The 19,999-nt window shown below is 58.1% G+C and carries 20 protein-coding genes and 1 other RNA gene; 9 read left to right on the top strand and 12 right to left on the bottom strand.

Annotated elements, in window-relative coordinates; genetic code table 11:
• Nucleotides 1–13: 13 nt before the first annotated feature.
• Both AARI_RS08555 and AARI_RS08560 read right to left on the bottom strand, forming a co-directional pair.
• Nucleotides 14–538, bottom strand: coding sequence for a hypothetical protein (locus AARI_RS08555; RefSeq protein WP_013348907.1), 525 nt, complete (start codon nucleotides 536–538; stop codon nucleotides 14–16).
• 79 nt (nucleotides 539–617) lie between these two features.
• The gene (locus tag AARI_RS08560; protein ID WP_013348908.1) at nucleotides 618–1,208 is read right to left on the bottom strand and encodes a TetR/AcrR family transcriptional regulator; all 591 of its coding nucleotides are present in this window, start codon (nucleotides 1,206–1,208) and stop codon (nucleotides 618–620) included.
• Nucleotides 1,209–1,300: 92 nt separating this feature from the next.
• Here AARI_RS08560 and AARI_RS08565 point away from each other — a divergent pair, with 92 nt between their 5' ends.
• From AARI_RS08565 to AARI_RS08575, 3 genes are read left to right on the top strand one after another with little or no spacing between them, the layout of a single operon-like run.
• Nucleotides 1,301–1,693 (top strand): DUF1304 family protein, encoded by a 393-nt coding sequence (locus tag AARI_RS08565; RefSeq protein ID WP_013348909.1) that lies wholly within the window; start codon nucleotides 1,301–1,303, stop codon nucleotides 1,691–1,693.
• 52 nt (nucleotides 1,694–1,745) lie between these two features.
• Nucleotides 1,746–2,756, top strand: coding sequence for an NADP-dependent oxidoreductase (locus AARI_RS08570; RefSeq protein ID WP_013348910.1), 1,011 nt, complete (start codon nucleotides 1,746–1,748; stop codon nucleotides 2,754–2,756).
• A 56-nt stretch (nucleotides 2,757–2,812) separates the two neighbouring features.
• A complete protein-coding gene (locus tag AARI_RS08575; RefSeq protein WP_013348911.1) occupies nucleotides 2,813–3,346 on the top strand; it encodes a hypothetical protein in 534 nt (177 codons plus the stop codon).
• Here the strand turns inward: AARI_RS08575 and AARI_RS08580 are convergent, their stop codons facing one another.
• Nucleotides 3,347–3,847 (bottom strand): GNAT family N-acetyltransferase, encoded by a 501-nt coding sequence (locus AARI_RS08580; protein ID WP_013348912.1) that lies wholly within the window; start codon nucleotides 3,845–3,847, stop codon nucleotides 3,347–3,349.
• 2 nt (nucleotides 3,848–3,849) lie between these two features.
• The gene (locus tag AARI_RS08585) at nucleotides 3,850–6,111 is read right to left on the bottom strand and encodes an ATP-binding cassette domain-containing protein (RefSeq protein ID WP_013348913.1); all 2,262 of its coding nucleotides are present in this window, start codon (nucleotides 6,109–6,111) and stop codon (nucleotides 3,850–3,852) included.
• A 130-nt stretch (nucleotides 6,112–6,241) separates the two neighbouring features.
• Here AARI_RS08585 and AARI_RS08590 point away from each other — a divergent pair, with 130 nt between their 5' ends.
• Both AARI_RS08590 and AARI_RS08595 read left to right on the top strand, forming a co-directional pair.
• Nucleotides 6,242–6,793 carry a hypothetical protein gene (locus AARI_RS08590; RefSeq protein ID WP_013348914.1) on the top strand — a complete coding sequence of 184 codons (552 nt, stop codon included), beginning with the start codon at nucleotides 6,242–6,244 and terminating at the stop codon, nucleotides 6,791–6,793.
• A 297-nt stretch (nucleotides 6,794–7,090) separates the two neighbouring features.
• A complete protein-coding gene (locus AARI_RS08595; RefSeq protein ID WP_013348915.1) occupies nucleotides 7,091–8,371 on the top strand; it encodes a dicarboxylate/amino acid:cation symporter in 1,281 nt (426 codons plus the stop codon).
• 184 nt (nucleotides 8,372–8,555) lie between these two features.
• Here the strand turns inward: AARI_RS08595 and epsC are convergent, their stop codons facing one another.
• The 3 genes from epsC to msrA form a co-directional block, all read right to left on the bottom strand.
• Nucleotides 8,556–9,140, bottom strand: a complete 585-nt coding sequence (gene epsC, locus AARI_RS08600) for a serine O-acetyltransferase EpsC (protein WP_013348916.1) — start codon at nucleotides 9,138–9,140, stop codon at nucleotides 8,556–8,558.
• A gap of 143 nt (nucleotides 9,141–9,283) precedes the next feature.
• Entirely contained in the window at nucleotides 9,284–10,219 is a 936-nt protein-coding gene (cysK, locus tag AARI_RS08605; RefSeq protein ID WP_013348917.1) for a cysteine synthase A, read from the bottom strand.
• Between the two features lie 126 nt (nucleotides 10,220–10,345).
• Nucleotides 10,346–10,966, bottom strand: coding sequence for a peptide-methionine (S)-S-oxide reductase MsrA (gene msrA, locus AARI_RS08610; protein ID WP_013348918.1), 621 nt, complete (start codon nucleotides 10,964–10,966; stop codon nucleotides 10,346–10,348).
• Between the two features lie 38 nt (nucleotides 10,967–11,004).
• Between msrA and AARI_RS08615 the strand changes: the two genes are divergently transcribed.
• Together AARI_RS08615 and AARI_RS08620 are read left to right on the top strand one after the other, a co-directional pair.
• Nucleotides 11,005–11,958 carry a Nif3-like dinuclear metal center hexameric protein gene (locus AARI_RS08615; RefSeq protein ID WP_013348919.1) on the top strand — a complete coding sequence of 318 codons (954 nt, stop codon included), beginning with the start codon at nucleotides 11,005–11,007 and terminating at the stop codon, nucleotides 11,956–11,958.
• 12 nt (nucleotides 11,959–11,970) lie between these two features.
• Nucleotides 11,971–12,354: a VOC family protein gene (locus tag AARI_RS08620; RefSeq protein ID WP_013348920.1), complete on the top strand. Its 384-nt coding sequence runs from the start codon at nucleotides 11,971–11,973 to the stop codon at nucleotides 12,352–12,354.
• 53 nt (nucleotides 12,355–12,407) lie between these two features.
• Here the strand turns inward: AARI_RS08620 and AARI_RS08625 are convergent, their stop codons facing one another.
• The 5 genes from AARI_RS08625 to AARI_RS08645 all read right to left on the bottom strand — a co-directional run bounded on the left by AARI_RS08625 (nucleotide 12,408) and on the right by AARI_RS08645 (nucleotide 17,828).
• Nucleotides 12,408–12,626 carry a hypothetical protein gene (locus AARI_RS08625; RefSeq protein WP_013348921.1) on the bottom strand — a complete coding sequence of 73 codons (219 nt, stop codon included), beginning with the start codon at nucleotides 12,624–12,626 and terminating at the stop codon, nucleotides 12,408–12,410.
• Nucleotides 12,623–13,663 (bottom strand): WxL protein peptidoglycan domain-containing protein, encoded by a 1,041-nt coding sequence (locus AARI_RS18595; RefSeq protein ID WP_013348922.1) that lies wholly within the window; start codon nucleotides 13,661–13,663, stop codon nucleotides 12,623–12,625. The genes AARI_RS08625 and AARI_RS18595 overlap by 4 nt, the downstream gene beginning before the upstream one ends.
• 68 nt (nucleotides 13,664–13,731) lie before the next feature.
• Nucleotides 13,732–14,358 carry a hypothetical protein gene (locus AARI_RS08635; RefSeq protein WP_013348923.1) on the bottom strand — a complete coding sequence of 209 codons (627 nt, stop codon included), beginning with the start codon at nucleotides 14,356–14,358 and terminating at the stop codon, nucleotides 13,732–13,734.
• A gap of 40 nt (nucleotides 14,359–14,398) precedes the next feature.
• A complete protein-coding gene (locus AARI_RS18600) occupies nucleotides 14,399–16,705 on the bottom strand; it encodes a purple acid phosphatase family protein (RefSeq protein WP_013348924.1) in 2,307 nt (768 codons plus the stop codon).
• 343 nt (nucleotides 16,706–17,048) lie between these two features.
• Nucleotides 17,049–17,828: a YaaA family protein gene (locus AARI_RS08645; protein WP_013348925.1), complete on the bottom strand. Its 780-nt coding sequence runs from the start codon at nucleotides 17,826–17,828 to the stop codon at nucleotides 17,049–17,051.
• Nucleotides 17,829–17,963: 135 nt separating this feature from the next.
• On the opposite strand from AARI_RS08645, the gene rnpB reads away from it, so the two are divergent.
• Both rnpB and AARI_RS08650 read left to right on the top strand, forming a co-directional pair.
• Nucleotides 17,964–18,318: RNase P RNA component class A (gene rnpB / locus AARI_RS18890), an RNA gene on the top strand.
• Nucleotides 18,319–18,537: 219 nt separating this feature from the next.
• Nucleotides 18,538–19,995, top strand: a complete 1,458-nt coding sequence (locus AARI_RS08650; protein WP_013348926.1) for a glyceraldehyde-3-phosphate dehydrogenase — start codon at nucleotides 18,538–18,540, stop codon at nucleotides 19,993–19,995.
• Nucleotides 19,996–19,999 lie beyond the last annotated feature (4 nt).

Raw genomic sequence — 19,999 nt, forward strand, 5'->3', positions numbered from 1 at the left:
GAGGCGCGCGGTGCTATTGCGCAGGCAAGGCCAACTGCCGGGCGTGGAAAGCGAAGTGCCGGCTGGGGTAGGCGTAGATCTGCTCCACGGACATCGCTGGGGTGAAAAACGGATCCCAGCGGTCGGGGAAATCCGTTCGGCGTTGCAGCGATGCCGTCGTTTCGGCCGCCAGCCAGGCTTCCAATGCGGCGATAGTGCGCTGAAGCTTGAAGGCCATGCGCCGGTGGTTGTACACGGCAGCCGCGGCGCAGGAGCCGAGGTAATTGACTGGGTGGGACAGTGCGGTGCCCGCATTGAGCAGACGGCAGAAGGCCGACCGTGCCGATGGCGGGCAGCGCACCAGCACATGCACCAGGGGCAGCAGTGCGCGCACCACCATGTACCCGAAAACCATATGGAACAGCAGCTGCTCATTGGTCCACCGGGTGCCGTGGCTGCGCCGTTTCAAGTCGCTGGCGTTCGCCGCCACGAGGAAGCTGCGCAGCATCTGCAGATCGTGGTGGTAGTCCTCGGCAATGCGTGTTCGTCCCCGATCCATGTCCCCACCTCGCAGGCTGCTGTTCCGGCCGGCCCCGCCACCGGCGGTGCCCATCGTACGCTTGTGCGGCTCGGCGTGCCTAGTGCCCGGGTTCAACGCCGAGCAGGTTTTCGGCGCAGTGCAGCAGGCGCACCGCTTCGTGTGGGCTGATCCGCACCAAAGCGAAGGCGGCAACTACCAGGCCGGTTATGGCTTCAGCGAGCACGCCGCGGCGTTCGCCGGCCAGCTCCGGGCGTGCGGCGTGCAGTCCGCGGTCCAGTGCCTGATGCAGTTCATCGCGGTAGTCGCTGATTACGGAGGCGACTTCCGGATCCGCTGCCAGCGGAGCGCTGGCGGTGTTGATGAGCAAGCATCCGTGGGCTGCCGGCAGGGATTCTGGCTTGGCGAAAACCTCCGCCAAGGAGCTCAGGTACTCTTCCAGGGCACTCGGGGAGACGTTGCCTGCAAGCAGGGGTTGCAGCCGCGGGCGCACAATTTCGTTCAAGTAGCTGTCTACAACTGCGTCGAAGAGTCCGCGCTTGGATCCAAACGAGTTGTAGATGCTTGAACGGCTCAGGCCGGTGGCAGATTCAAGTTCCGGTATGGAGCTGGTTTCATAGCCCTTGGACCAGAAGATGGAGCGCGCCTTTTGGATGACTTGTGCCCTGTCAAATGCTGATGTTCTTGCCATCACACTCACCTTCCCTTTTCGTAACAACCATTTCAGTATATATTGAAATGGTCGTTACAGAATAGTTCCCAGCCCCGCACCTAGGACAAGCCATGATTATTGCCGCACTGATCGCCGCCAGCATTGCAGCCTTGCTGCACGTCTATATCTTCTCCATGGAATCCTTGACGTGGACCAGCAAGCGGACTCGAGCTGTATTCAATGCCACCGAAGAGGAAGCTGAAGCTACCCGTGAGATGGCATTCAACCAGGGGTTCTACAACCTCTTCCTGGCTCTGGCATCCCTGATCGGCGTTCTGCTAGTCGCCCTGGGGAATCTGGCCATCGGCGCAACGTTGATCTTCGCGGGAACCGGCTCGATGCTAGCCGCAGCGGTAGTGCTTGCTGCCGGCAGCCCCCGCAAGGCCACGTTGGCTGTACGCCAAGGCCTCTTCCCGCTGCTGGCTGTCGTGCTGCTTGGACTCGGCGTGGCCATGGGCCGCTAACGATGACTAACTGAATTTTCGAAAATAATGAGAACTGAAAGACCTGGTAATCATGACTGACGCAATCAGCACACAGATCCTGCTCGCCTCGCGCCCAACCGGCTGGCCGACGCAGGACAACTTCACCACCGTGAAGCGCGAACTGGCAGACCTCAAGGCCGGCGAAGTGCGCGTGCGCAACGAATTCGTTTCCGTTGACCCCTACATGCGCGGACGCATGAACGATACCCGTTCCTACATCCCGTCATTCCAGATTGGCGAGCAGATCCTGGGCGGAGCGATTGGCCGTGTTGTCCTTTCAGCAGATGAAGCACTGCCAGAAGGAACCTTGGTTTCGCACCAGCATGGCTGGTCGGACCTCGTGCAGGCCGAAGCCGCCAGCTTCAAGGCAGTTCCGGACCTGCCAGGAGTTCCGTCCTCGCTGCGCCTGCATATCCTGGGCATGACCGGCCTGACCGCCTATGTCGGCTTGAGCCACATTGCCAACTTGGAAGCGGGGGACACCGTCTTCATTTCCGGCGCGGCCGGCGCCGTGGGTACTGCGGCCGGGCAGATTGCCAAGCTGATGGGCGCCAAGCGCGTGATCGGTTCGGCAGGCAGCGCCGAAAAGGTTGAACTGCTGACCAGCAAATACGGCTACGACACGGCCTTCAACTACAAGGACGGCGATGTCCGCGGCCAGCTGGCTGCCGCCGCACCGGAGGGCATTGACGTGTACTTCGATAATGTGGGCGGGGACCACCTGGAAGCGGCACTTGCTTCATTCAACGACGGTGGCCGGGCCGCGCTGTGCGGCGCGATCTCCAGCTACAACACCAGTGAAGTTCCTGCAGGCCCGAACAACATGACCAACATGGTGACCCGTGGGCTGAAAATGCAGGGCTTCACCCTGTCGAATTACCTTTTCCTTTCCCCGGAGTTCGGCGAGCGCATGGGCCAGTGGTTCGCTGAAGGAAAGATTGCCTATGACGAGACCATCGTTGAGGGCATTGAGAACACCGTGGATGCCTTCCTGGACATGATGCGCGGTGCAAACACCGGCAAGATGCTGGTGCGCATCTAATACGCCAACCGAATTTGCTCCGGTCCGAACCCCATTTGCGGGGTTAGGATCGGAGCATGAACGGATTTGCGGGTGGACTTGGCTGGTGGCTGGCAATCCTGGGTTCGCTGTCCCCAATTTTTACCGTGCTCATCGCGGCGATTGGCGTGATCCTTGCCCTGCGCACCCTGAAGCTGCGCTCGAAAGTGGATATCGCCGGGCAATGGTGGGTGCGAGTCCAATACGCCATGGACCGGTGCTTGTCCCCGGACCTAACTGAACAGAATGTCGGCATCACGATGCTTGACTACCTGCAGGGCCAGAGCGAGCCGCCTGAGCAACTGGATGAAGAACAGCGCGAAGCCTGGTTACGTGCCCATAGGAACAGCTGGCGGGTGCAACCCGAAGATCTCGCGTTGATCCATGAAGTGGTCAAGGAACTGGCACTGGGCAAATCGGCAAAGCTCGCTGCCGCCGGAATCCGCGCGGAGCACGAGCACGATCGCGAATACGACACGTTGCTGCGCCAAGCAAAGCTGGTACAGAAACTAGAGGCCAAGCTCGGCATAGCCCAAGACCCGGAGATCTCGCGGATCCTGGCCCAAGACTAGCTATCGGACCATCCGGGCATCGGTGATCTTCGGCGCCATCGGGTCATCCTCGGTAACGCCATCAAGAGCGAATCCATTGCGCTGATAGAACCTGATGGCTCGGGGATTCTGCGACTCCACCCAGAGCATTGCCGGTTCGCCGCCTAAGACTGCGTCCAGCAGCGCCTGTCCGGTTCCATCGCCATGGAAGCCCTGCAGTACATAGAGGTTGTAGAGCTGGCGGGAAACGCTAGACGGAATCCCCTCGGTATTTCCTGTTGGAGCAGCAGAGAAAGCGAAGCCGACAAGCTTGCCATCGGCATTTTCGGCCAACGAAATCCTGAACAGTGGATTGGGGTCAGCTAGTACCTTGTTCCACATCTGCAGCCGCTGTTCATCGTGCGCCGAGTCGAAGAAGCCTTCGGGCAGTAAATCCGAATAGGTCTCTTTCCAGCAAGCCACATGCAGCTTGGCCAATTCGTGGGCGTCGGCAGGCGTTGGCGTTCTGAGTTGTTGAGCCACACTTATCCTTTGCTGTATTCGGCCAGGTGGACTCCGGTCAGGGTACCGGAGGCAGCAAGATCCTTCGGGGTTCCTTCAAAGACTATGCTCCCGCCCTCGTGTCCAGCCCCCGGGCCAAGGTCAATGACCCAGTCGCTGTGGGCAACGACCGCAAGGTGGTGCTCGATGACAATGACGGTGTTGCCTTCATCAACCATCTCATCGAGCAGGCGCAGCATGTTCTGCACATCGGCCATGTGCAAGCCGGTGGTCGGCTCATCCAGGATGTAGGTGCCGGCACCCTGTCCTAGATTGATGGCCAGCTTGATGCGTTGGCGTTCACCACCAGAGAGCGTATTCAAGCGCTGGCCTAGTTTGAGGTAGCCCAGTCCTACCTGATTGAGCCGCGCAAGGACGGGCTTGGCTTTGGGCACGTTGAGCTGCGCCAGTGCTTCTTCCATGCTCAAATCCAGTACTTCAGCAATGTTCAAGCCATCGAAGGTGTATTCCAATACCTCTGCGGTGTAGCGCTTTCCGCCGCACTGTTCGCACGGCAGGGCAACACCGGCCATGGAAGCCAGATCGGTATAGGTGAAGCCAACTCCGTTGCACCCCGGGCATGCCCCAGCCGAGTTGGCACTGAATAATGCTGGCTTGACCCCGTTGGCCTTGGCAAAGGCCGCACGGATCGGATCCATGATCCCGGTATACGTGGCGGGGTTCGAACGACGCGATCCCCGGATGGCGCTCTGGTCCACCACGGCGACATCTTCGCGTTTGGCGATCGTGGAATGGACCAGCGTGGATTTGCCCGAACCGGCCACACCGGTGATCGCGCACATGACTCCGGTGGGGATATCCACTGATACGTTCTTCAGATTGTGCAAGGACGCGCCACGGATTTCCATTGCTCCTTGGGCCTTGCGCGGGTTCTGCTTCAAAGTGGCACGGGTATTGAAGTGCTTTCCGGTCAAGGTATCACCGGCCAGCAGCCCGGCCACGTCGCCGCTGTAGCAAACGGTGCCGCCGTGCGTACCGGCTCCCGGGCCCAAGTCGACCACGTGGTCCGCGATTTTGATGACCTCGGGCTTATGCTCCACCACCAGTACGGTATTGCCCTTGTCGCGCAGGTTGGCCAGCAACCCGTTCATCCGCTGGATGTCGTGGGGATGCAACCCTACGGTGGGTTCATCAAAGACATAGGTGACGTCGGATAGCGCCGAACCCAGATGACGGATCATCTTAACGCGCTGCGCTTCGCCGCCAGACAGCGTTCCTGCCGGGCGGTCAAGGGAGAGATAGCCCAAGCCCAAATCCACCATGGACTTGAGCACTGCCTTCAAATTCGCAATCAGTGGTGCGGCATCCTCGTGCTGGACCTTTTCCAGCTCGTCGAGCAATTCGGTGACCTGCAGTGCAGTCATGTCCGCGATGCCCCGGTCATTGATTTTCGATGCACGCGCTTTTTCGCCCAGGCGGGAGCCGTCGCAAGCAGAGCACGGGGCAGTCGTGGAGATCCGCTCGATCCATTCGCGGATGTGAGCTTGCTTGATCTCGCGCCCGGAATGGATGTAGTTGGACTTGATGCGCGTGATCAGTCCCGAATAGCTCATGTTGGCCCCATTGAGCTTTACCTTGCCTGCTTCTTCATAGAGCAGGCGGTCAAGCATCGGCTTGGGCATATCGCGCAGCTTCAAATCCAGATCAGGCTCGGTGCCTGCAGTCAGTGTCTGCCACAACCACGCGCCAGGAGCGAAGTTAGGTGCCGTGATGGCCCCCTCATTCAGGGTCTTGTCCCAATCCAGCAGCTCATCAAGGTCAATGCTTGCTTCGGTGCCAAACCCTTCGCACACCGGACATGCACCTTCCCCGAGATTGAACGAGTACGCACCGGCTCCGCCAGCACTGGGGGTGGAATACCGTGAGTACAGCACGCGCAAGAGCGAATAGGCATCGGTTGCCGTGCCAACGGTGGAACGCGAATTCGCGCCCATGCGTTCCTGATCAACCACGATGGCCGCAGAAAGATTTTCCAGCACCTCGACATCAGGCCGGGGCATCGATGGCATGAAACTCTGGATGAACGTCGTATAGGTTTCATTGATTAGCCGTTGGGACTCAGCGGCGATTGTGCCGAACACCAGTGAGGACTTCCCCGAACCGGAGACGCCGGTGAATGCGGTAATGCGCCGCTTGGGGATATCGACGTCAACACCCCGCAAGTTATTTTCACGGGCTTGGCGGACTCGAATCTTCTCATGGCTGTCGGCTGGGTGCTGGCTCATAAACCAAGCCTACGCAGAAAATAGTCGCCAGACACGTGCGCACTTGGGCAAGCTTGCAATTATGGCCGGACACGGTGGAGGATCAAACTACGAAAGAATCCACGATTCCCATGCGAGAGCGGAGAAAGCCATGTCAAACAGACCTCGGAAACTAGTGAAGCTCGGCCCGCTGACGGTCCTGTTCGGGTGCCTGGCGCTCGCCGGTTGCGGCAGCACCACCGCTGGCAGTGCCAGCGAAGAACCTTCAAGCCCGACACAGTCCGCTTCGCTGGAAAGCTCCTCACCACAGGCCTCGGCTCCAGAAGCAAGTACTTCGCCTACGGCTGCTGCAAGCTCCAGCGCGGCAGGAGAGTCTGAGCAAACCGAAACCATCGGGGGCCAAGAGCTGGGCAAGCTGCCTTCAAACGCCATTGAATACGCTGATGCCTTGGTGGTTGCCTGGGGCAACGGAAATGAAGCGCAGATGCAGCAGCTGGCCACAGCGCAGGTAATTACCTCCCTGACAGGGCATTCGAAGGAGGGCGGAGCCCACTGGTCACAAACCAGCAGCGATGCTGGAGCCGGATCGGTATTCGTGAGCTATGAAAATACCGAAGATGGATCGGTGCTCAATCTTCGTGTGCAGAACCAGGTCGTGGGCCAAGGCCATGAACAAGGGGTCGTCGAAGCGAACTTCGAGTAAGCCAAAAATTCTTCACCTGGGCGGGACTGCTTAATTGGGCAAACCCGCCCTGCGGTGGTTAAATCGCCGAAAATTCAATCCGGGATCAACTTATTCGCCACGGTTCGAACGAGTTGGAAGTTCTTACAGGTTCTTGCTCTAAAACATTCGGCAAACGAGCGTTTTCTCGTAACACATAAATAATTCACAGGATTTCGGTGTACCGAAATTTACGTCTACCATGATTGAGGCGTGTGCCACGACACATCTGTGGCCGCCAACAGAGCGCTCCGAACCCCAACCGTTTAAAGGACCTCCATGAAGCTGCTTAAAAAAATCCCACTGCTCGGCTGGGTGCTCGTTGCCATCGTGCTCGGTATCCTTCTGGGTCCCGTCATGCCCGTATGGCTTGGAAGTCTCTTCCTGACCTACAACTCGATCTTCTCCGGATTCCTCGGCTTCATCGTGCCGCTGATCATCTTCGGTCTGGTTGCCCCAGCGATCGCTGAGCTCGGCAAAGGCGCCGGCAAGTGGCTGGGTATCACTGCGCTGATCGCGTACACCTCGACTCTTTGCGCTGGCTTGCTGGCTTACTTCGTCAGCCGCTGGCTCTTCACCAAGTCGCTGTCCGGTGGCGGCGTGGAAGAAGTCGGCGGAGGCGAAGGCTCCGGCTTCGCACCGTATATCTCGCTGGTCGGCGAAGCTGGCGATGGCGCCACCGAAATCGTGCTGACCCCGCTGATGGGTGTCATGACCGCGCTGGTGCTCGCCTTCATGCTGGGCCTGGGCCTGACCGCCTTCCGCTCCACCGTGCTCTTCCGCGGCACCGTCGAATTCCGCAGCATCGTGGAAATGGTGATCCGCAAGATCATCGTCCCGGCTCTGCCGCTGTTCATCTTCGGCATCTTCCTGGATCTATCCGCTGCCGGTGATGCTGTGGTCGTCGTGCAGAAGTTCTTGTTCGTCGCCGTGGTCTCCTTCGTGCTGACCCTCGTAGTGCTGCTGGTGCAGTACACGATTGCCGGCGCCATGAACAAGCGCAACCCGCTGTCCGCGCTGTGGGGCATGCGCAATGCCTACTTCACCGCATTGGGTACTTCGTCTTCGGCAGCCACCATTCCAGTGACGCTGGAATCGGCTAAGAAGAATGGCGTCTCCGATACCGTCGCAGGCTTCGTGGTGCCACTGTGCGCCACCATCCACCTGTCCGGTTCGATGACCAAGATCACCTGCTTCTCGATCGCAGTGCTGCTGCTGACCGGCGGCGATGTTTCCTTCACTACGTACTTGCCGTTCATCTTGATGCTCGGCGTCATGATGATCGCGGCTCCTGGCGTACCAGGTGGCGCAATCGCTGCCGCCGCTGGCCTGCTGACCCAGATGCTGGGCTTCGGCGAGGTCGAGGTCGGCCTGATGTTCGCTGCCTACATCGCACTGGACAGCTTCGGCACCGCGACCAACGTGACCGGCGACGGCGCGCTGGCCATGATCATGCACAAGCTGACCAAGGGCAAGCTTGGCGCCCAGCCCCAGGATCCTGAGGACGAGGTCGTAGAGCTGGCCGATGGCACCGAAGCTGCGGACCACAAGCTGGCCTAAGAAGTTCCCTGCACTCGCATCAGCATCGATGCCCGGTACCGCCTCTTGATCAGGCCGGCACCGGGCATCGGTGCTTTTCTTTGCCTGAATACTTCAGGGCAAGGCAAAACCCGCCCTTCGCTCAAACCTTGATCGGTTTGCGCGAAGGGCGGGTTTTGCCTATTGGCCTATGGCCTGGAAAGCACTAGATCCACATGGCCGGATCGATGTACTCTGCCGGGTCCACCGCTGGCTTGCGTTCATCAGGACGGCGTTGGCGGTTCTGTGCCGGGATGCCGGTGACGATGGATCCTTCAGGTGCATCCTTGACCACCACAGCGTTGGCTCCGATGGCTGAATCGGCACCAATGGTAATTGGGCCCAAGACCTTTGCCCCGGCACCGATGACCACGCGGTCTCCGATGGTCGGATGGCGCTTGACCTTGGCCAGCGAACGCCCACCGAGGGTCACCCCGTGGTACAGCATGACGTCATCGCCGATTTCGGCGGTCTCGCCAATGACGATGCCCATGCCGTGGTCGATGAAGAATCGGCGGCCGATGGTGGCACCTGGATGGATTTCAATGCCGGTTAGTGCTCGGTTTGCCTGGGACAGCAAGCGGGCTGGCCACTTCAATGAGGGGTTCTGCCACATCTTGTGGGCCAGGCGGTGCATCCAGATCGCGTGCAGTCCGGAATACACGAAGAAGTTTTCGGGATCGCTTCGCGCTGCTGGATCATGTTGGCGTGCGTTGGCCAAGTCCTCACACAGGCGGGAGAAAAAACTCATGAATACTACCTTAGTGGTTTCGGTTCGCTCCGGGAGAACCCGAAGATGTCACACAGCAAATCGGCGCGAGCTGCACCATTCAAGGATCTGCCTATAGACCCAACGGTGGCTCGCGCCGATTTATTCTGTTTGCGCAGATTCAATTAGCCGCGGATGTCATCGAACAGCAGGGTGGAGATGTAGCGCTCACCGAAGTCAGGGATGATTGCAACGATCTGCTTGCCGGCGTTCTCTTCGCGGGCTGCGATCTGTACCGCACCCCATACAGCGGCGCCAGCGGAGATGCCGCCCAGGATGCCTTCCTTGACACCCAGTGCGCGAGCGGTGGAAACCGAATCCTCGATGCTGGCATCCAGAACTTCGTCGTACAGCTCGGTGTCGAGAACCTCTGGGATGAAGTTCGCGCCCAGGCCCTGGATCTTGTGCGGGCCTGGCTTGCCGCCATTGAGGATTGGCGAATCCTTTGGCTCAACGGCCACGATCTTCAGGTCAGGGTTCTTTTCCTTCAGGTAGCGACCTGCACCGGTGATGGTGCCGCCGGTACCGATGCCGGCAACCAGAACGTCGACCTTGCCCTCGGTATCAGCCCAGATCTCTGGACCGGTGGTGTCTGCGTGTACCTGTGGGTTGGCGGTGTTGGCGAACTGCTGTGCCCAGATGGCGTTCTCGGAAGTCGCTACGATTTCCTTGGCCTTCTCCACTGCACCGCGCATGCCATCGGCACCCGGGGTCAGTACGATTTCAGCACCGAAAGCGCGCAGCATGACGCGGCGCTCGGTGGACATGGTCTCAGGCATGGTCAAGATGACCTTGTAGCCGCGGGCTGCGCCAACCATGGCCAGGGCGATACCGGTGTTGCCGGAGGTACCTTCAACGATGGTGCCGCCTGGCTTCAGTGCGCCGGACTTCTCTGCTGCATCAACGATGGCTACGCCGATACGGTCCTTGACCGAGTTAGCTGGGTTGTAGAATTCCAGCTTCACAGCGATGTTGCCTGGCAGGCCTTCACCGACACGATTAAGCTTCACCAGTGGGGTGTTGCCAACGATCTCGGTGACGTTGTTGTAGATCTTGCCCATGTTGTATGCAATCCTTACGTGACTTTATGCAGCCGCATTTATTTGCGACGAAAATATGTCAGTACCAAGCTAAAACGCTGGGCACCGATGAGGTTCACTTCTAACCCTAATAGGCAAAAAGCCTACCTATGCTTCGTTTAGCCATTGAGCGTAATATTTCCTGACTTTTACAAGCTTCGGATCGATAATTACTCGGCAATACCCGACTTCTTGGTTCGCAGAGTAGTAATCCTGATGGATTTGTTCCGCCGGGTAGAAATCTTTCGACTCCTCCATGGTGGTCACGATCGGGTTCGGGTATATGCCTGCAAACTTTTGTATCGATTGCTCGAAGAGCTCACGCTGCTGATCATCCAGCGGGAACATCGCCGAACGGTACTGGGTTCCCACGTCATAACCTTGACGGTTCAACGTGGTTGGGTCGTGGACCGTGAAGAACATGTCCAGAATGATCTCTTCGGGGACCACCGCTGCATCGAAAATAACGGCAACGGCTTCTGCATGACCTGTCATACCACTGCAGACCTCTCGGTACTGCGGATCAGCAGTGTGCCCGCCGATATAACCGGAGATTACGGCGTACACCCCGCGGGTGCGTTGATACACCGCGTCGAGACACCAGAAGCATCCTCCGGCTAAGACAAAGGTGGTTAGTTTGGTGCCCTGTACTTCGAGGGACGGGCTGAATTGATGAGGCGATTGAAGGCTGAGAATACTCACATTGTTCACAACGTTGCGGCGTTGCATTCTGTTCCATCCTCTTCTACAACGCGTAGGCTGGAGGTATGCAGAGCAAGGCAAATAACTCGCAAGACCTGGGGAAGAACAATGATTCCGCAGAGGCCGCAAAGCTCAAGCCCGTTGCCGATGAAAAGGTCGAACAGCCGGTAGGAGAAACCCCTGCTGTCGAGACTACTTTGGGTAATGTGCTTGAAGCTGTCGAAGAACTTTGGCCGAAGTCATTGGCTGAAGGCTGGGACGCCGTAGGCCTAGTAACTGGTCGAACCAGCCAGAAGATTTCAAAGATCGTCATGGCTGTAGATCCGACGCTAGAGGTGATTGAAGATGCGATCAAGCGTGGGGCTGATCTGCTGATTACTCACCACCCGTTGCTTTTGCGCGGGGTTACCCAGGTAGCTGGTACCAGCTTCAAGGGCGAAGCGATTCACCGCTTGATCGAATCAGGTACTGCTTTACTGACCGCACATACCAATGCCGACAGTGCTATCGGGGGAGTCAACGACGCGCTGGCCGATGCTTTCGGACTCAAGGGCTGCGTGCCGCTGGTCGAATCTAAGGACGGACTTCCGGAAGAAGGCTTGGGCCGTGTCGGGTTCTTGGAGAAGCCGATGAAACTCGAAGATTTCGCTGAACGTGTCTACACCGTATTGCCAGCAGTTGCCGGTGGCGTACGTGTTGCTGGTGACCGTACCGGGATCGTCCGCAAAATTGCGCTCTGCGGGGGAGCCGGCGATTCCCTGTTTGATGCAGTGCGTTCACACCAGGCCGACGTTTATGTCACCGCTGATCTACGCCATCACCCAGCAAGTGAAGCTCGTGAAGCTGCCGATGGTGGTTTCCCGTACCTTATCGACGTTTCACATTTCGCTTCGGAATGGGTCTGGCTTTCGGCCGGCGCCCGTGCCCTGGGAAATGTTTTGAAAGATACGGGTCATGAAGTAGAAATCGAAGTTTCTCAAATAAATTCGGATCCTTGGGACTTTGTCCTGACCCCGTAGTCAGCGCATCTTATGCTGCATCATCTAGAAATCTGGGTTGAAGATTTAGTAGCCAGCACCGCCTCTTTGGGCTGGCTACTAACTCGCCTTGGCTACCGGCTTGAATCGCAGTGGGCCGATGGTGCCAGCTATGCGCAGGATAAGTTCTACATTGTCTTGGAATCTGGTCCGGATGTACGTAAGCAGGCCCATGATCGCCTGGCACCGGGACTGAACCATCTGGCATTTTCTGTTGCAACTCGCGGCGAGGCGGAAATGATCGTTCGCGAGGCGCTCGAACACGGATTCACGTTGATGTTCCCGGAAAAGCACCCCTATGCCGGCGGGCCAGAGCACTATGCAGCCTATCTAGAAGATGCTGCAGGGTTTGAAGTTGAGCTCGTAGCGACCCAGTAATGAGCATTCGGTTCGTGACGAAGTCCTAGCCCCTGGGCGATGATTCCTGAACGTTAGGAACCGGTCATTCGTTTACGGCGAGAAAACCTTGTCGCGAACGCACCGAGTGCGAACACCGCCACCGCGATCAAGAGTATCCAGGGGTCGGCTCCGGTATCGGCCAGGTCGAGGGGAAGCTGTTCCGGCGCGGGAGTCGGAAGACCGCTTGTAGGCAGCTGCGTGATTTCCACCTGTACCTCGATGGCTTCACCCTGTGATTTTTGGTAGCTCATGCGTTGCTTTCCTGCCGAGCCTGCTCGGCTCCGTCGCGTCGGGCCTGATCCAGTAATTCGTCCATGCGTTCGGTCTGCTTGGTTTTACGTCGGCGTAAGCCCAAGAAGCAAAGCGTCGCGCCGAGCAGGACAAATAGCTGAGGTAATGGAAGAGTCCAGACCCATACTTTTTCGGTGCGCAGTACCTGTTCGGCGCCACCGTTATCCGTCCCGGTGACCTCCAACGTTACCGGGGTGAGAAAGGTGGGCCAGCTCTGATCCAGCTTCATCGTTACCTTCGCCCCGTCACCGGGTAACAGCGAGCCGGACTCTAAGCTTTGTCCCTCGGCATTTTGGAAACTAAAGAGGGCGCTTTGGGGCTGTAACTGAAGATTCCCGTCGTTATGAAGCCGAAAATCTGCGGTGATTGACCCGGGCGCAAAAGGATTCCACGACTGTTTGTAACCGGTGTGAAGTTCTTGCACCGCCAGCGAGGGATTCAGCTCACCCTCAACTCGGGTGATCACACGAAAACCGATGCGGGATTCAACCCCGAGACTGGCGCCGTCGGCTGATTGACCGATACTCGTGGTTGATGAGGCTACTCCGGCGGCGTGATCACCTGGGGTGGCATTTTCCGGAACGGTCACGGTAAACCTGACGTTTTCACTCGCTTTGGGTGCTACCGTGATCTCCTCCTGGATGCTGATCCAGGTACCTGCGGCCTCGGAAGGTTCATCTGAGGCGAGCATGTTGAAGCGACCGGTGTCGGTGAAGTAGCCATCGGCGGCCTGCAATCCAAAGGTTGCTTCCTGTGCGCTGTGATTCTTCACCACCAACTCACGCTGCACACTTTCCCCGGGTTTCATATCTAACTCAACCCATTGTGTATTGCTTTGGTTTTCCTCCGGCAGCGGGCTCATGGACCACGTGATGGGTGCCTGCTCGTCGGAGGGAGTGGGGCTGGCGGCAGCTGGCAGTGCAGTGCTGAAACCAAGGCCAGCGGCGAGCATCGTTGTCAGCGCAACGCGGGTGAAAGTACGGGGTGTATGAGACATGTCTATCCAATGGTGGTGAAGTGATTCGGGCGGTCGATGACCGCCCGAATCACGGTAGTACTAACTGATTACTCGAAGAGCGACAGGGTCAGCTTAGAGCTGTAGGAGCCTCGCTCCACGTCGGCCGGAGTGCGCAGGTAGAGGTCGGCATTCGCAGTCCACGAACCTTCCTCAAGCAGCTCGTTAGAATCCCAAGCCATGGCCAGCAGTTCCTGGTCAACCAAGCCAACATTGTTGTTTCCAGAATCCAGAACGGTGTCCACGGAATCGCCTTCGGTGACGCCGCCGCTGGTTCCACCATCGATCAGTCGTGGGGTCCAGCCCAGGTGCTCGGCACCGATGGTTTCGCCGGTTTCGCTGCTGAAGGCACTGGCGGTACCCAATACGTACCAGTAAGCACCTTCGGCGACGTCTTCAGCCGCACGGGTATCGGTAACGCTGACGGTAGGCAGGGTACCGGTGAACTGACGGATCAGCTCGTCGGAGCCACTTTCCACCAAGGAGGTGGAGCTGGCGCCAGCTACCGTCATGGCCAGAGCGCCAGGTCCCTCTAGCTCGGCGATCTTGACATTGACATCAATTTCATTGCTGCCGTGTTCCACAGGGTTTGCGATCGCCGCGGCGCCCACACCCAGTAGGAGGGTGCAGCCGGCGGTGAGCGCTACTGCGCGGGGTAATACCTTGTTCTTGCTCATGATCTGTAAATGATCTTTCTACTGAAGAATGTGCGGGGAATTAGCAGCCGGTGGCTGCGAAGTCGACCTTCTGGGTGCTGCTGGTGGTGCCATCGGATGCTTCAACACTGATGGTGCCTTCAGCGAGCTCGGCCTGACGGGTGGAGAAGGCTGCGGTGCCCTTCTTGCCGCTATTGACCTTGTTGAACTGCTTGGTGCCAAAGTCGCTGACGATCTTCAACGAAATTGGACCGGCCTCACCATTGGTGGCTGCCACGGTCAAGGTGGCCTTGCCGGCTAGGCAACGCACAGAGGTGTTCACGTCCACGGCCAGAGCCGGCTCAGCTTCCTCTGGTGCCTTGACGCCAGCCTCGGTAACCCACTTGGTTCCGGCTTCATCCTTGGTGACGGTGAATTCGTCCCACAGGTCTCCAACAGCAAGATCGGTGGTCGAGGTGCTGGTCTTTTCAGCCACGTAGGACTTGTAGGTCAACGCATCCTCGGTTACATCGATGATCTGGTAGGTGGTGAAGCCACGGCCGCGCAGTACCTGGGTGGCGTCGTTCTGGGTCCAGACATTGTCTGCAGCCGGGGCAAGGTCGTAGTGCTTGGCACCGGAGTTGGAAACGACGTACACCGGACCGTCGGTAACACCCTCATGTTCGGTGGTATTCGAGTTGTGGTAACCGCGAGCGTAGACGTGGTCGTGGCCCATCTGCACGAGGTCGATATTGTGCTTCTGGAAGACCGGAACCCAGTGCTCACGCAGCACCGGCTCATTGCGGCCGGCGGAAGCCGAGTAGACCGGCTGGTGGAAGGTGACAACGTTCCACTTGGAATCGCTATCTTCTAGGATGTGGTCCAACCAGGCGGCCTGGAACTGAACCCAAAGCGAGCTGACATTACCGGCCGGGCAGTCACTGCCTTCACAGGCCGGCAGGTTATCCGGAACCAAGAAACCAGTGCTACGGGTGGCGTTGATGGTAATGAAACGCACGCCCTGGTAGTCAGTGAAGTAGACGGTTTCCTTGGCGAATTCGGTCCAGTGCTCGAAGAGTGCGCGGTACTGGATGGCCTGTGGGGTGTCGCCCACGGTCAGCTTCGCCAGTTCGCCGGCGGTCTCAACGCTTGGGTTGTTGCCTGGGTACTCGAAGTTGGCCTTCCATGCCAGAAGCTTGTTATCTCCGGAGTACTCGTGGTTACCCGGAGCTGCCATCACGTTGGTGGTCGCGCCGGAATCCTTCATACCTTTGAACCAGTTGGTCCACTCGGTCTCGTTGCTGCCGGTGTTGATGAGATCGCCCGCGTGTACCGATCCCACAATATTTGGGGCGGCGGCCATGGCCTGCTTAACAACCTTTGGCCAGGTAGTATCCAAACCGATCTGTGCATCGCCAAAGTAGATGTACTGGAAATTCTTTGCGTTCGGATCTGCGGTCTTAAAGGTGTACCACGGGCTGTAGGAGCCCGCGTTACCCACCCGATAGGTGTAGCTGGTTGCCGGGGTGAGACCGGTGAGCTCTGCCGAGAAATGTGGCAGCGGGTTGTTATTTACCCGATCCACGAAGCGTGCGTCGATGCTGCGTACTTCGGTGCCAGCGGTTTCGCGGATCTCAACCACGCCGGTTTCCTCATTAGCGATTCCACCGAGCCAGGAAACGTACTGGGAAGTTTCCGGGGTTTCGGTCGGGGTGAGGATAACCCGCGATGGTGGTTCATGGTGCTCGGTGGTGTGCAGGCTCAGCTCTGGGAAATCCAAGTAGATGTCCGAGCTGACTTCACGGTCCTGGTGCAGGCTGACGGCCACAGTATTTTCTCCGTCAACCAGCACATCGGCTGGAATACGGAAGGTGCTGGTGACCGGGTCACCATTGGAACTACCCGCGTATTCCTGGTTGTTTTCGCCGGTGAGGCGATCGTCGAGAAAACCGGCAACCTTGGTGCCATTAACCCAGATGACTAGGGCATCGTCGTAGGTGGCTTCGCCGCTGAGTTCTACATACTGATCCGCTTGGCCGGCTTCAAGATCGAAGCTGGTGCGGAAGAAGTAGGTAGGGACGGTAGTCTTGCCCTGCTCGGGTAGATAGTGGTTCAGCAGAGTCTTAGGGGTGTAGGGGCCTACCGCACCCAATGAGCCGTTCTTGGCTCCGAAACTTCCCTTTGCGTTCTTCCATGTACTGTCATCGAAATCATTTTCGGTCCAGGCATTTAGCGAGCTAAGGCCAGCGGCTGGGTCGCTTCCATCGTCAAGGAATTTCCACTCGGTATCAGCAGTGGTGATGACGGTCTGATCTTCAATGTCAGTTTCAGGTGCAGCCAGTGCCGACTGGCCAGTAATAACTGTCGTTCCAAAAAGTGCCAACGCCATTGCGCCGACACCCGTTCGTTTAAGCCACGTTGTGGCTCGAGGATCTTGTCGCATCTCAACCTTCATCGCACGTTGTATAGATGATTCCCTCTCAGGTCGTTGAGGGGGCGTAATTCATCTAAGGCGATGGAACTAACCAGCTGGGTAACACCTAGTAAACGGCTGATTAATCTATTGGAAGTTGATGAACAGTGGGCAAAGTTGAGTTAATTCTTCGTTTGCTCATTCGGCCTGGCATGCCGTGCTTAAATCTTCGACGGTGTGGTGCGACTCAAAGGCACACCTTTGGATTGCCAGGCCTTCGGGCAACCCAAGGTGTGAATCCACGCGACGGTGGCAGTTCCTACGAGGCGGTGGTGAACTTATGACCTTCAGACAAAAGAATGTTTAGTGCAACGCCCTTCTTATCTTCGACCAATGAAGCTTCCCACTTGCTCTGGATCAAGGCCAGTAGTTCGTCTTTGTTCGTTGGTGCAACCGGCTGCTGGACCAGGAAACGGGCCACCTCACCGCGGGTGTGCTTGGCGAAGTGTGAAACTACTTTAGGTACTCCGTTGCGCAACTGGAAGACATTGACCGCAACGCTGTTGTCATTGGTTGGCTTATAAGCCGCAGCGTAGGTGCTCGACCGTGCATCAACGATCAGCTCATCCCCGGCGGCCGCATCTAATACGGGGGTCAGGCGTTTCTTCCACCAGCTGGCAAGCTTGCCCAAGGGTTCGAGCTTGACCGACATGGATAGGCGGTAGGGCGGAATGCGATCGGCAAAGCGAACGGCTCCCCACAGGGCGGAGATCACCAGGATGGACTCATCGGCTCGCTGCTGTGCGGCCTCATCCAGACTTGCGTAGTTCAAAGCTTCAAAGAGCACACCTGAATAAATATCGTGTGCTTTGGCGGCTGGTTCGGTGTGCAGAGAAATATTGCGAGCCACTTCATTGGCCAAGGTGGCGCCGACACCGAGGATCTCCATGGCGTCCTCGCGGGCTGACACCTCGGTCAGCGCAGCAAGTACCTGAGCGCGCTGCTCAGCAAGCTCCGGAAATGAAAGATCTTCGAATTCAAAGGGTGAGCCTTCGGTGTGGGCGTTCTTACCCTCGGAAGGCGGCAACAAAATAAGCACGCTTTCCAGCTTATCGGAAGATCATTCTTCTCCCCATCTGGGCAGTAATCTGTAGCTTTGGGCTTGTCAGTGTGTTCAGAGGCTCATGGTCACGGTCAGCGCAGGTGAACTTACGGGGCTAGAATAGTAACTGAATGGGATGGCCAGACGGTCGCGTGGCAAGTTATTGTCCCGAGGAACGTCCGGGCTCCGCAGAACAGGGTGGTGGGTAACGCCCACTCGGGGTAACCCGCAGGCTAGTGCCACAGAAAATAGACCGCCAGGTTTCCTGGTAAGGGTGAAACGGTGGTGTAAGAGACCACCAGCGCCCCAAGTGATTGGGGCGGCTAGGTAAACCCCACCCGGAGCAAGGTCAGACAGACTGCGTTACGAGGGCTGTTCGCCCCATGCAGTCGGGTGGACCGCTAGAGGCTGTCGGCAACGGCAGTCGTAGATAGATGACCGTCCCGCTTCGGCGCGACAAAACCCGGCGTATCGGCCATCCCATTCACACTCTTCCTTCCCGCGATTGCGCCGGCATCAGCCCCTAATGCGCTGGTGAGATGATTCACAATCCGTAGCTCTCAGAATTTCTGCGCACGGTCTAGAATGGATCATGTACTTACGAGGATGATCCTGTTACCTCGTACCACCGCAAAAGCAATGGTGCTTCCCACGGTGCCAACCGACTTTATGGATCTGCGAGTCGGCTGAATTGGAAGGATTTTCTGTGACCCAGCAGTCTGTCGTTGCCCAGCAAGAATGGAGCGGGCGCGAAGAGCTCGCCGAGGCCATGATCCCACTGATCGGACGTCTGTACCGCAAGAACAATGTGGTGACCTCCGTCTACGGCCGCAAGCTGATCAATCAGTCCGCCATTGACATCATCAAGGCCCACCGCGTGGTGCGCCGCATCGATGGCGAAGAACTTGACCTGAATGACACCAAGGCCATCCTGGATGCCATCGAGACCCTGAATGTTGGCTCGGTTGCCGTTGACCTCGGTCGCGTGAACAAGAAGTTCAAGGAATCCGGATCCGCTGATCTGAACGCATTCCTCACCGAAGAATTGGGCGAGAAGGTTGGCCAGGCTGGCGCAACCGACGCAGAACCACAGGACGTAGTGCTCTACGGCTTTGGCCGCATCGGCCGCCTGCTGGCTCGCATTCTCGTCGAGCGTGGCGGCTACGGCCTGCGCCTGCGTGCCATCGTGGTCCGCAAGGGCTCGGATGATGACATCGTCAAGCGCGCTTCGCTGCTGCGCCGCGACTCGGTCCACGGCCGCTTCGAAGGCTCGATCACCGTTGATGAGGAAAACAGCACGATCCTCGCCAACGGCACCCTGATCAAGGTCATCTACTCGAACGACCCGACCACCGTTGACTACACCGCACACGGCATCGACAACGCCATCGTGGTGGACAACACCGGCCGCTGGCGCGATGAGGCTGGCCTGTCCCAGCACCTGCAGGCCAAGGGCGTTTCCCGCGTCCTGCTGACTGCACCGGGCAAGGGCGATCTGAAGAACATCGTCCACGGCATCAACGATTCGTGGATCACCGCAGATGACAAGATCGTCACCGCTGCATCGTGCACCACCAACGCCATCACCCCAGTGCTCAAGGCCCTGAACGACAAGTTCGGCGTCATCCACGGGCACGTCGAGACCGTTCACTCGTTCACCAACGACCAGAACCTGATCGACAACTTCCACAAGGGCGAGCGCCGCGGCCGTTCGGCAGCGCTGAACATGGTGATCACCGAAACCGGTGCCGCCAAGGCAGTAGCCAAGGCCCTGCCGGAGTTCGAAGGCAAGCTGACCGGTAACGCCATCCGCGTACCGACCCCAGATGTCTCCATGGCGATCTTGAACCTGAACCTGGAAAACGAGACCACCAAGGAAGAGCTCAACGCCTACCTGCGTGAAACTTCGCTGACCTCCAGCCTGCACAAGCAGATCGACTACATCGATTCGCCTGAGGTTGTCTCCACCGACTTCGTTGGCTCGCGCCGAGCCGGCATCGTTGATGGCCTGGCCACCATCGTGACCGGCAAGAACGCTGTTGTCTACGTTTGGTACGACAACGAGTTCGGCTACTCCTGCCAGGTTGTGCGCGTCATCGAATCGATGGCCGGCACCCACCCAGCAGCAGTTCCAGCTTTGAAGGCTGAAGCCGTCACCGTCTAAGACC

The sequence above is a fragment of the Glutamicibacter arilaitensis Re117 genome, from assembly GCF_000197735.1.
Classification (GTDB): Bacteria; Actinomycetota; Actinomycetes; order Actinomycetales; family Micrococcaceae; genus Glutamicibacter; species Glutamicibacter arilaitensis.

What these genes read in the sequence shown, in the direction of transcription:
- msrA (WP_013348918.1), bottom strand. Translation starts at nt 10,966, where the DNA reads ATGCAACGCCGCAACGTTGTGAACAATGTGAGTATTCTCAGCCTTCAA.
- AARI_RS08565 (WP_013348909.1), top strand. Translation starts at nt 1,301, where the DNA reads ATGATTATTGCCGCACTGATCGCCGCCAGCATTGCAGCCTTGCTGCAC.
- AARI_RS08590 (WP_013348914.1), top strand. Translation starts at nt 6,242, where the DNA reads ATGTCAAACAGACCTCGGAAACTAGTGAAGCTCGGCCCGCTGACGGTC.
- AARI_RS08585 (WP_013348913.1), bottom strand. Translation starts at nt 6,111, where the DNA reads ATGAGCCAGCACCCAGCCGACAGCCATGAGAAGATTCGAGTCCGCCAA.
- AARI_RS18595 (WP_013348922.1), bottom strand. Translation starts at nt 13,663, where the DNA reads ATGTCTCATACACCCCGTACTTTCACCCGCGTTGCGCTGACAACGATG.
- AARI_RS08625 (WP_013348921.1), bottom strand. Translation starts at nt 12,626, where the DNA reads ATGAGCTACCAAAAATCACAGGGTGAAGCCATCGAGGTACAGGTGGAA.
- AARI_RS08635 (WP_013348923.1), bottom strand. Translation starts at nt 14,358, where the DNA reads ATGAGCAAGAACAAGGTATTACCCCGCGCAGTAGCGCTCACCGCCGGC.
- AARI_RS08555 (WP_013348907.1), bottom strand. Translation starts at nt 538, where the DNA reads ATGGATCGGGGACGAACACGCATTGCCGAGGACTACCACCACGATCTG.
- AARI_RS18600 (WP_013348924.1), bottom strand. Translation starts at nt 16,705, where the DNA reads ATGGCGTTGGCACTTTTTGGAACGACAGTTATTACTGGCCAGTCGGCA.
- epsC (WP_013348916.1), bottom strand. Translation starts at nt 9,140, where the DNA reads ATGAGTTTTTTCTCCCGCCTGTGTGAGGACTTGGCCAACGCACGCCAA.
- AARI_RS08560 (WP_013348908.1), bottom strand. Translation starts at nt 1,208, where the DNA reads ATGGCAAGAACATCAGCATTTGACAGGGCACAAGTCATCCAAAAGGCG.
- AARI_RS08615 (WP_013348919.1), top strand. Translation starts at nt 11,005, where the DNA reads ATGCAGAGCAAGGCAAATAACTCGCAAGACCTGGGGAAGAACAATGAT.
- AARI_RS08620 (WP_013348920.1), top strand. Translation starts at nt 11,971, where the DNA reads ATGCTGCATCATCTAGAAATCTGGGTTGAAGATTTAGTAGCCAGCACC.
- AARI_RS08575 (WP_013348911.1), top strand. Translation starts at nt 2,813, where the DNA reads ATGAACGGATTTGCGGGTGGACTTGGCTGGTGGCTGGCAATCCTGGGT.
- cysK (WP_013348917.1), bottom strand. Translation starts at nt 10,219, where the DNA reads ATGGGCAAGATCTACAACAACGTCACCGAGATCGTTGGCAACACCCCA.
- AARI_RS08595 (WP_013348915.1), top strand. Translation starts at nt 7,091, where the DNA reads ATGAAGCTGCTTAAAAAAATCCCACTGCTCGGCTGGGTGCTCGTTGCC.
- AARI_RS08570 (WP_013348910.1), top strand. Translation starts at nt 1,746, where the DNA reads ATGACTGACGCAATCAGCACACAGATCCTGCTCGCCTCGCGCCCAACC.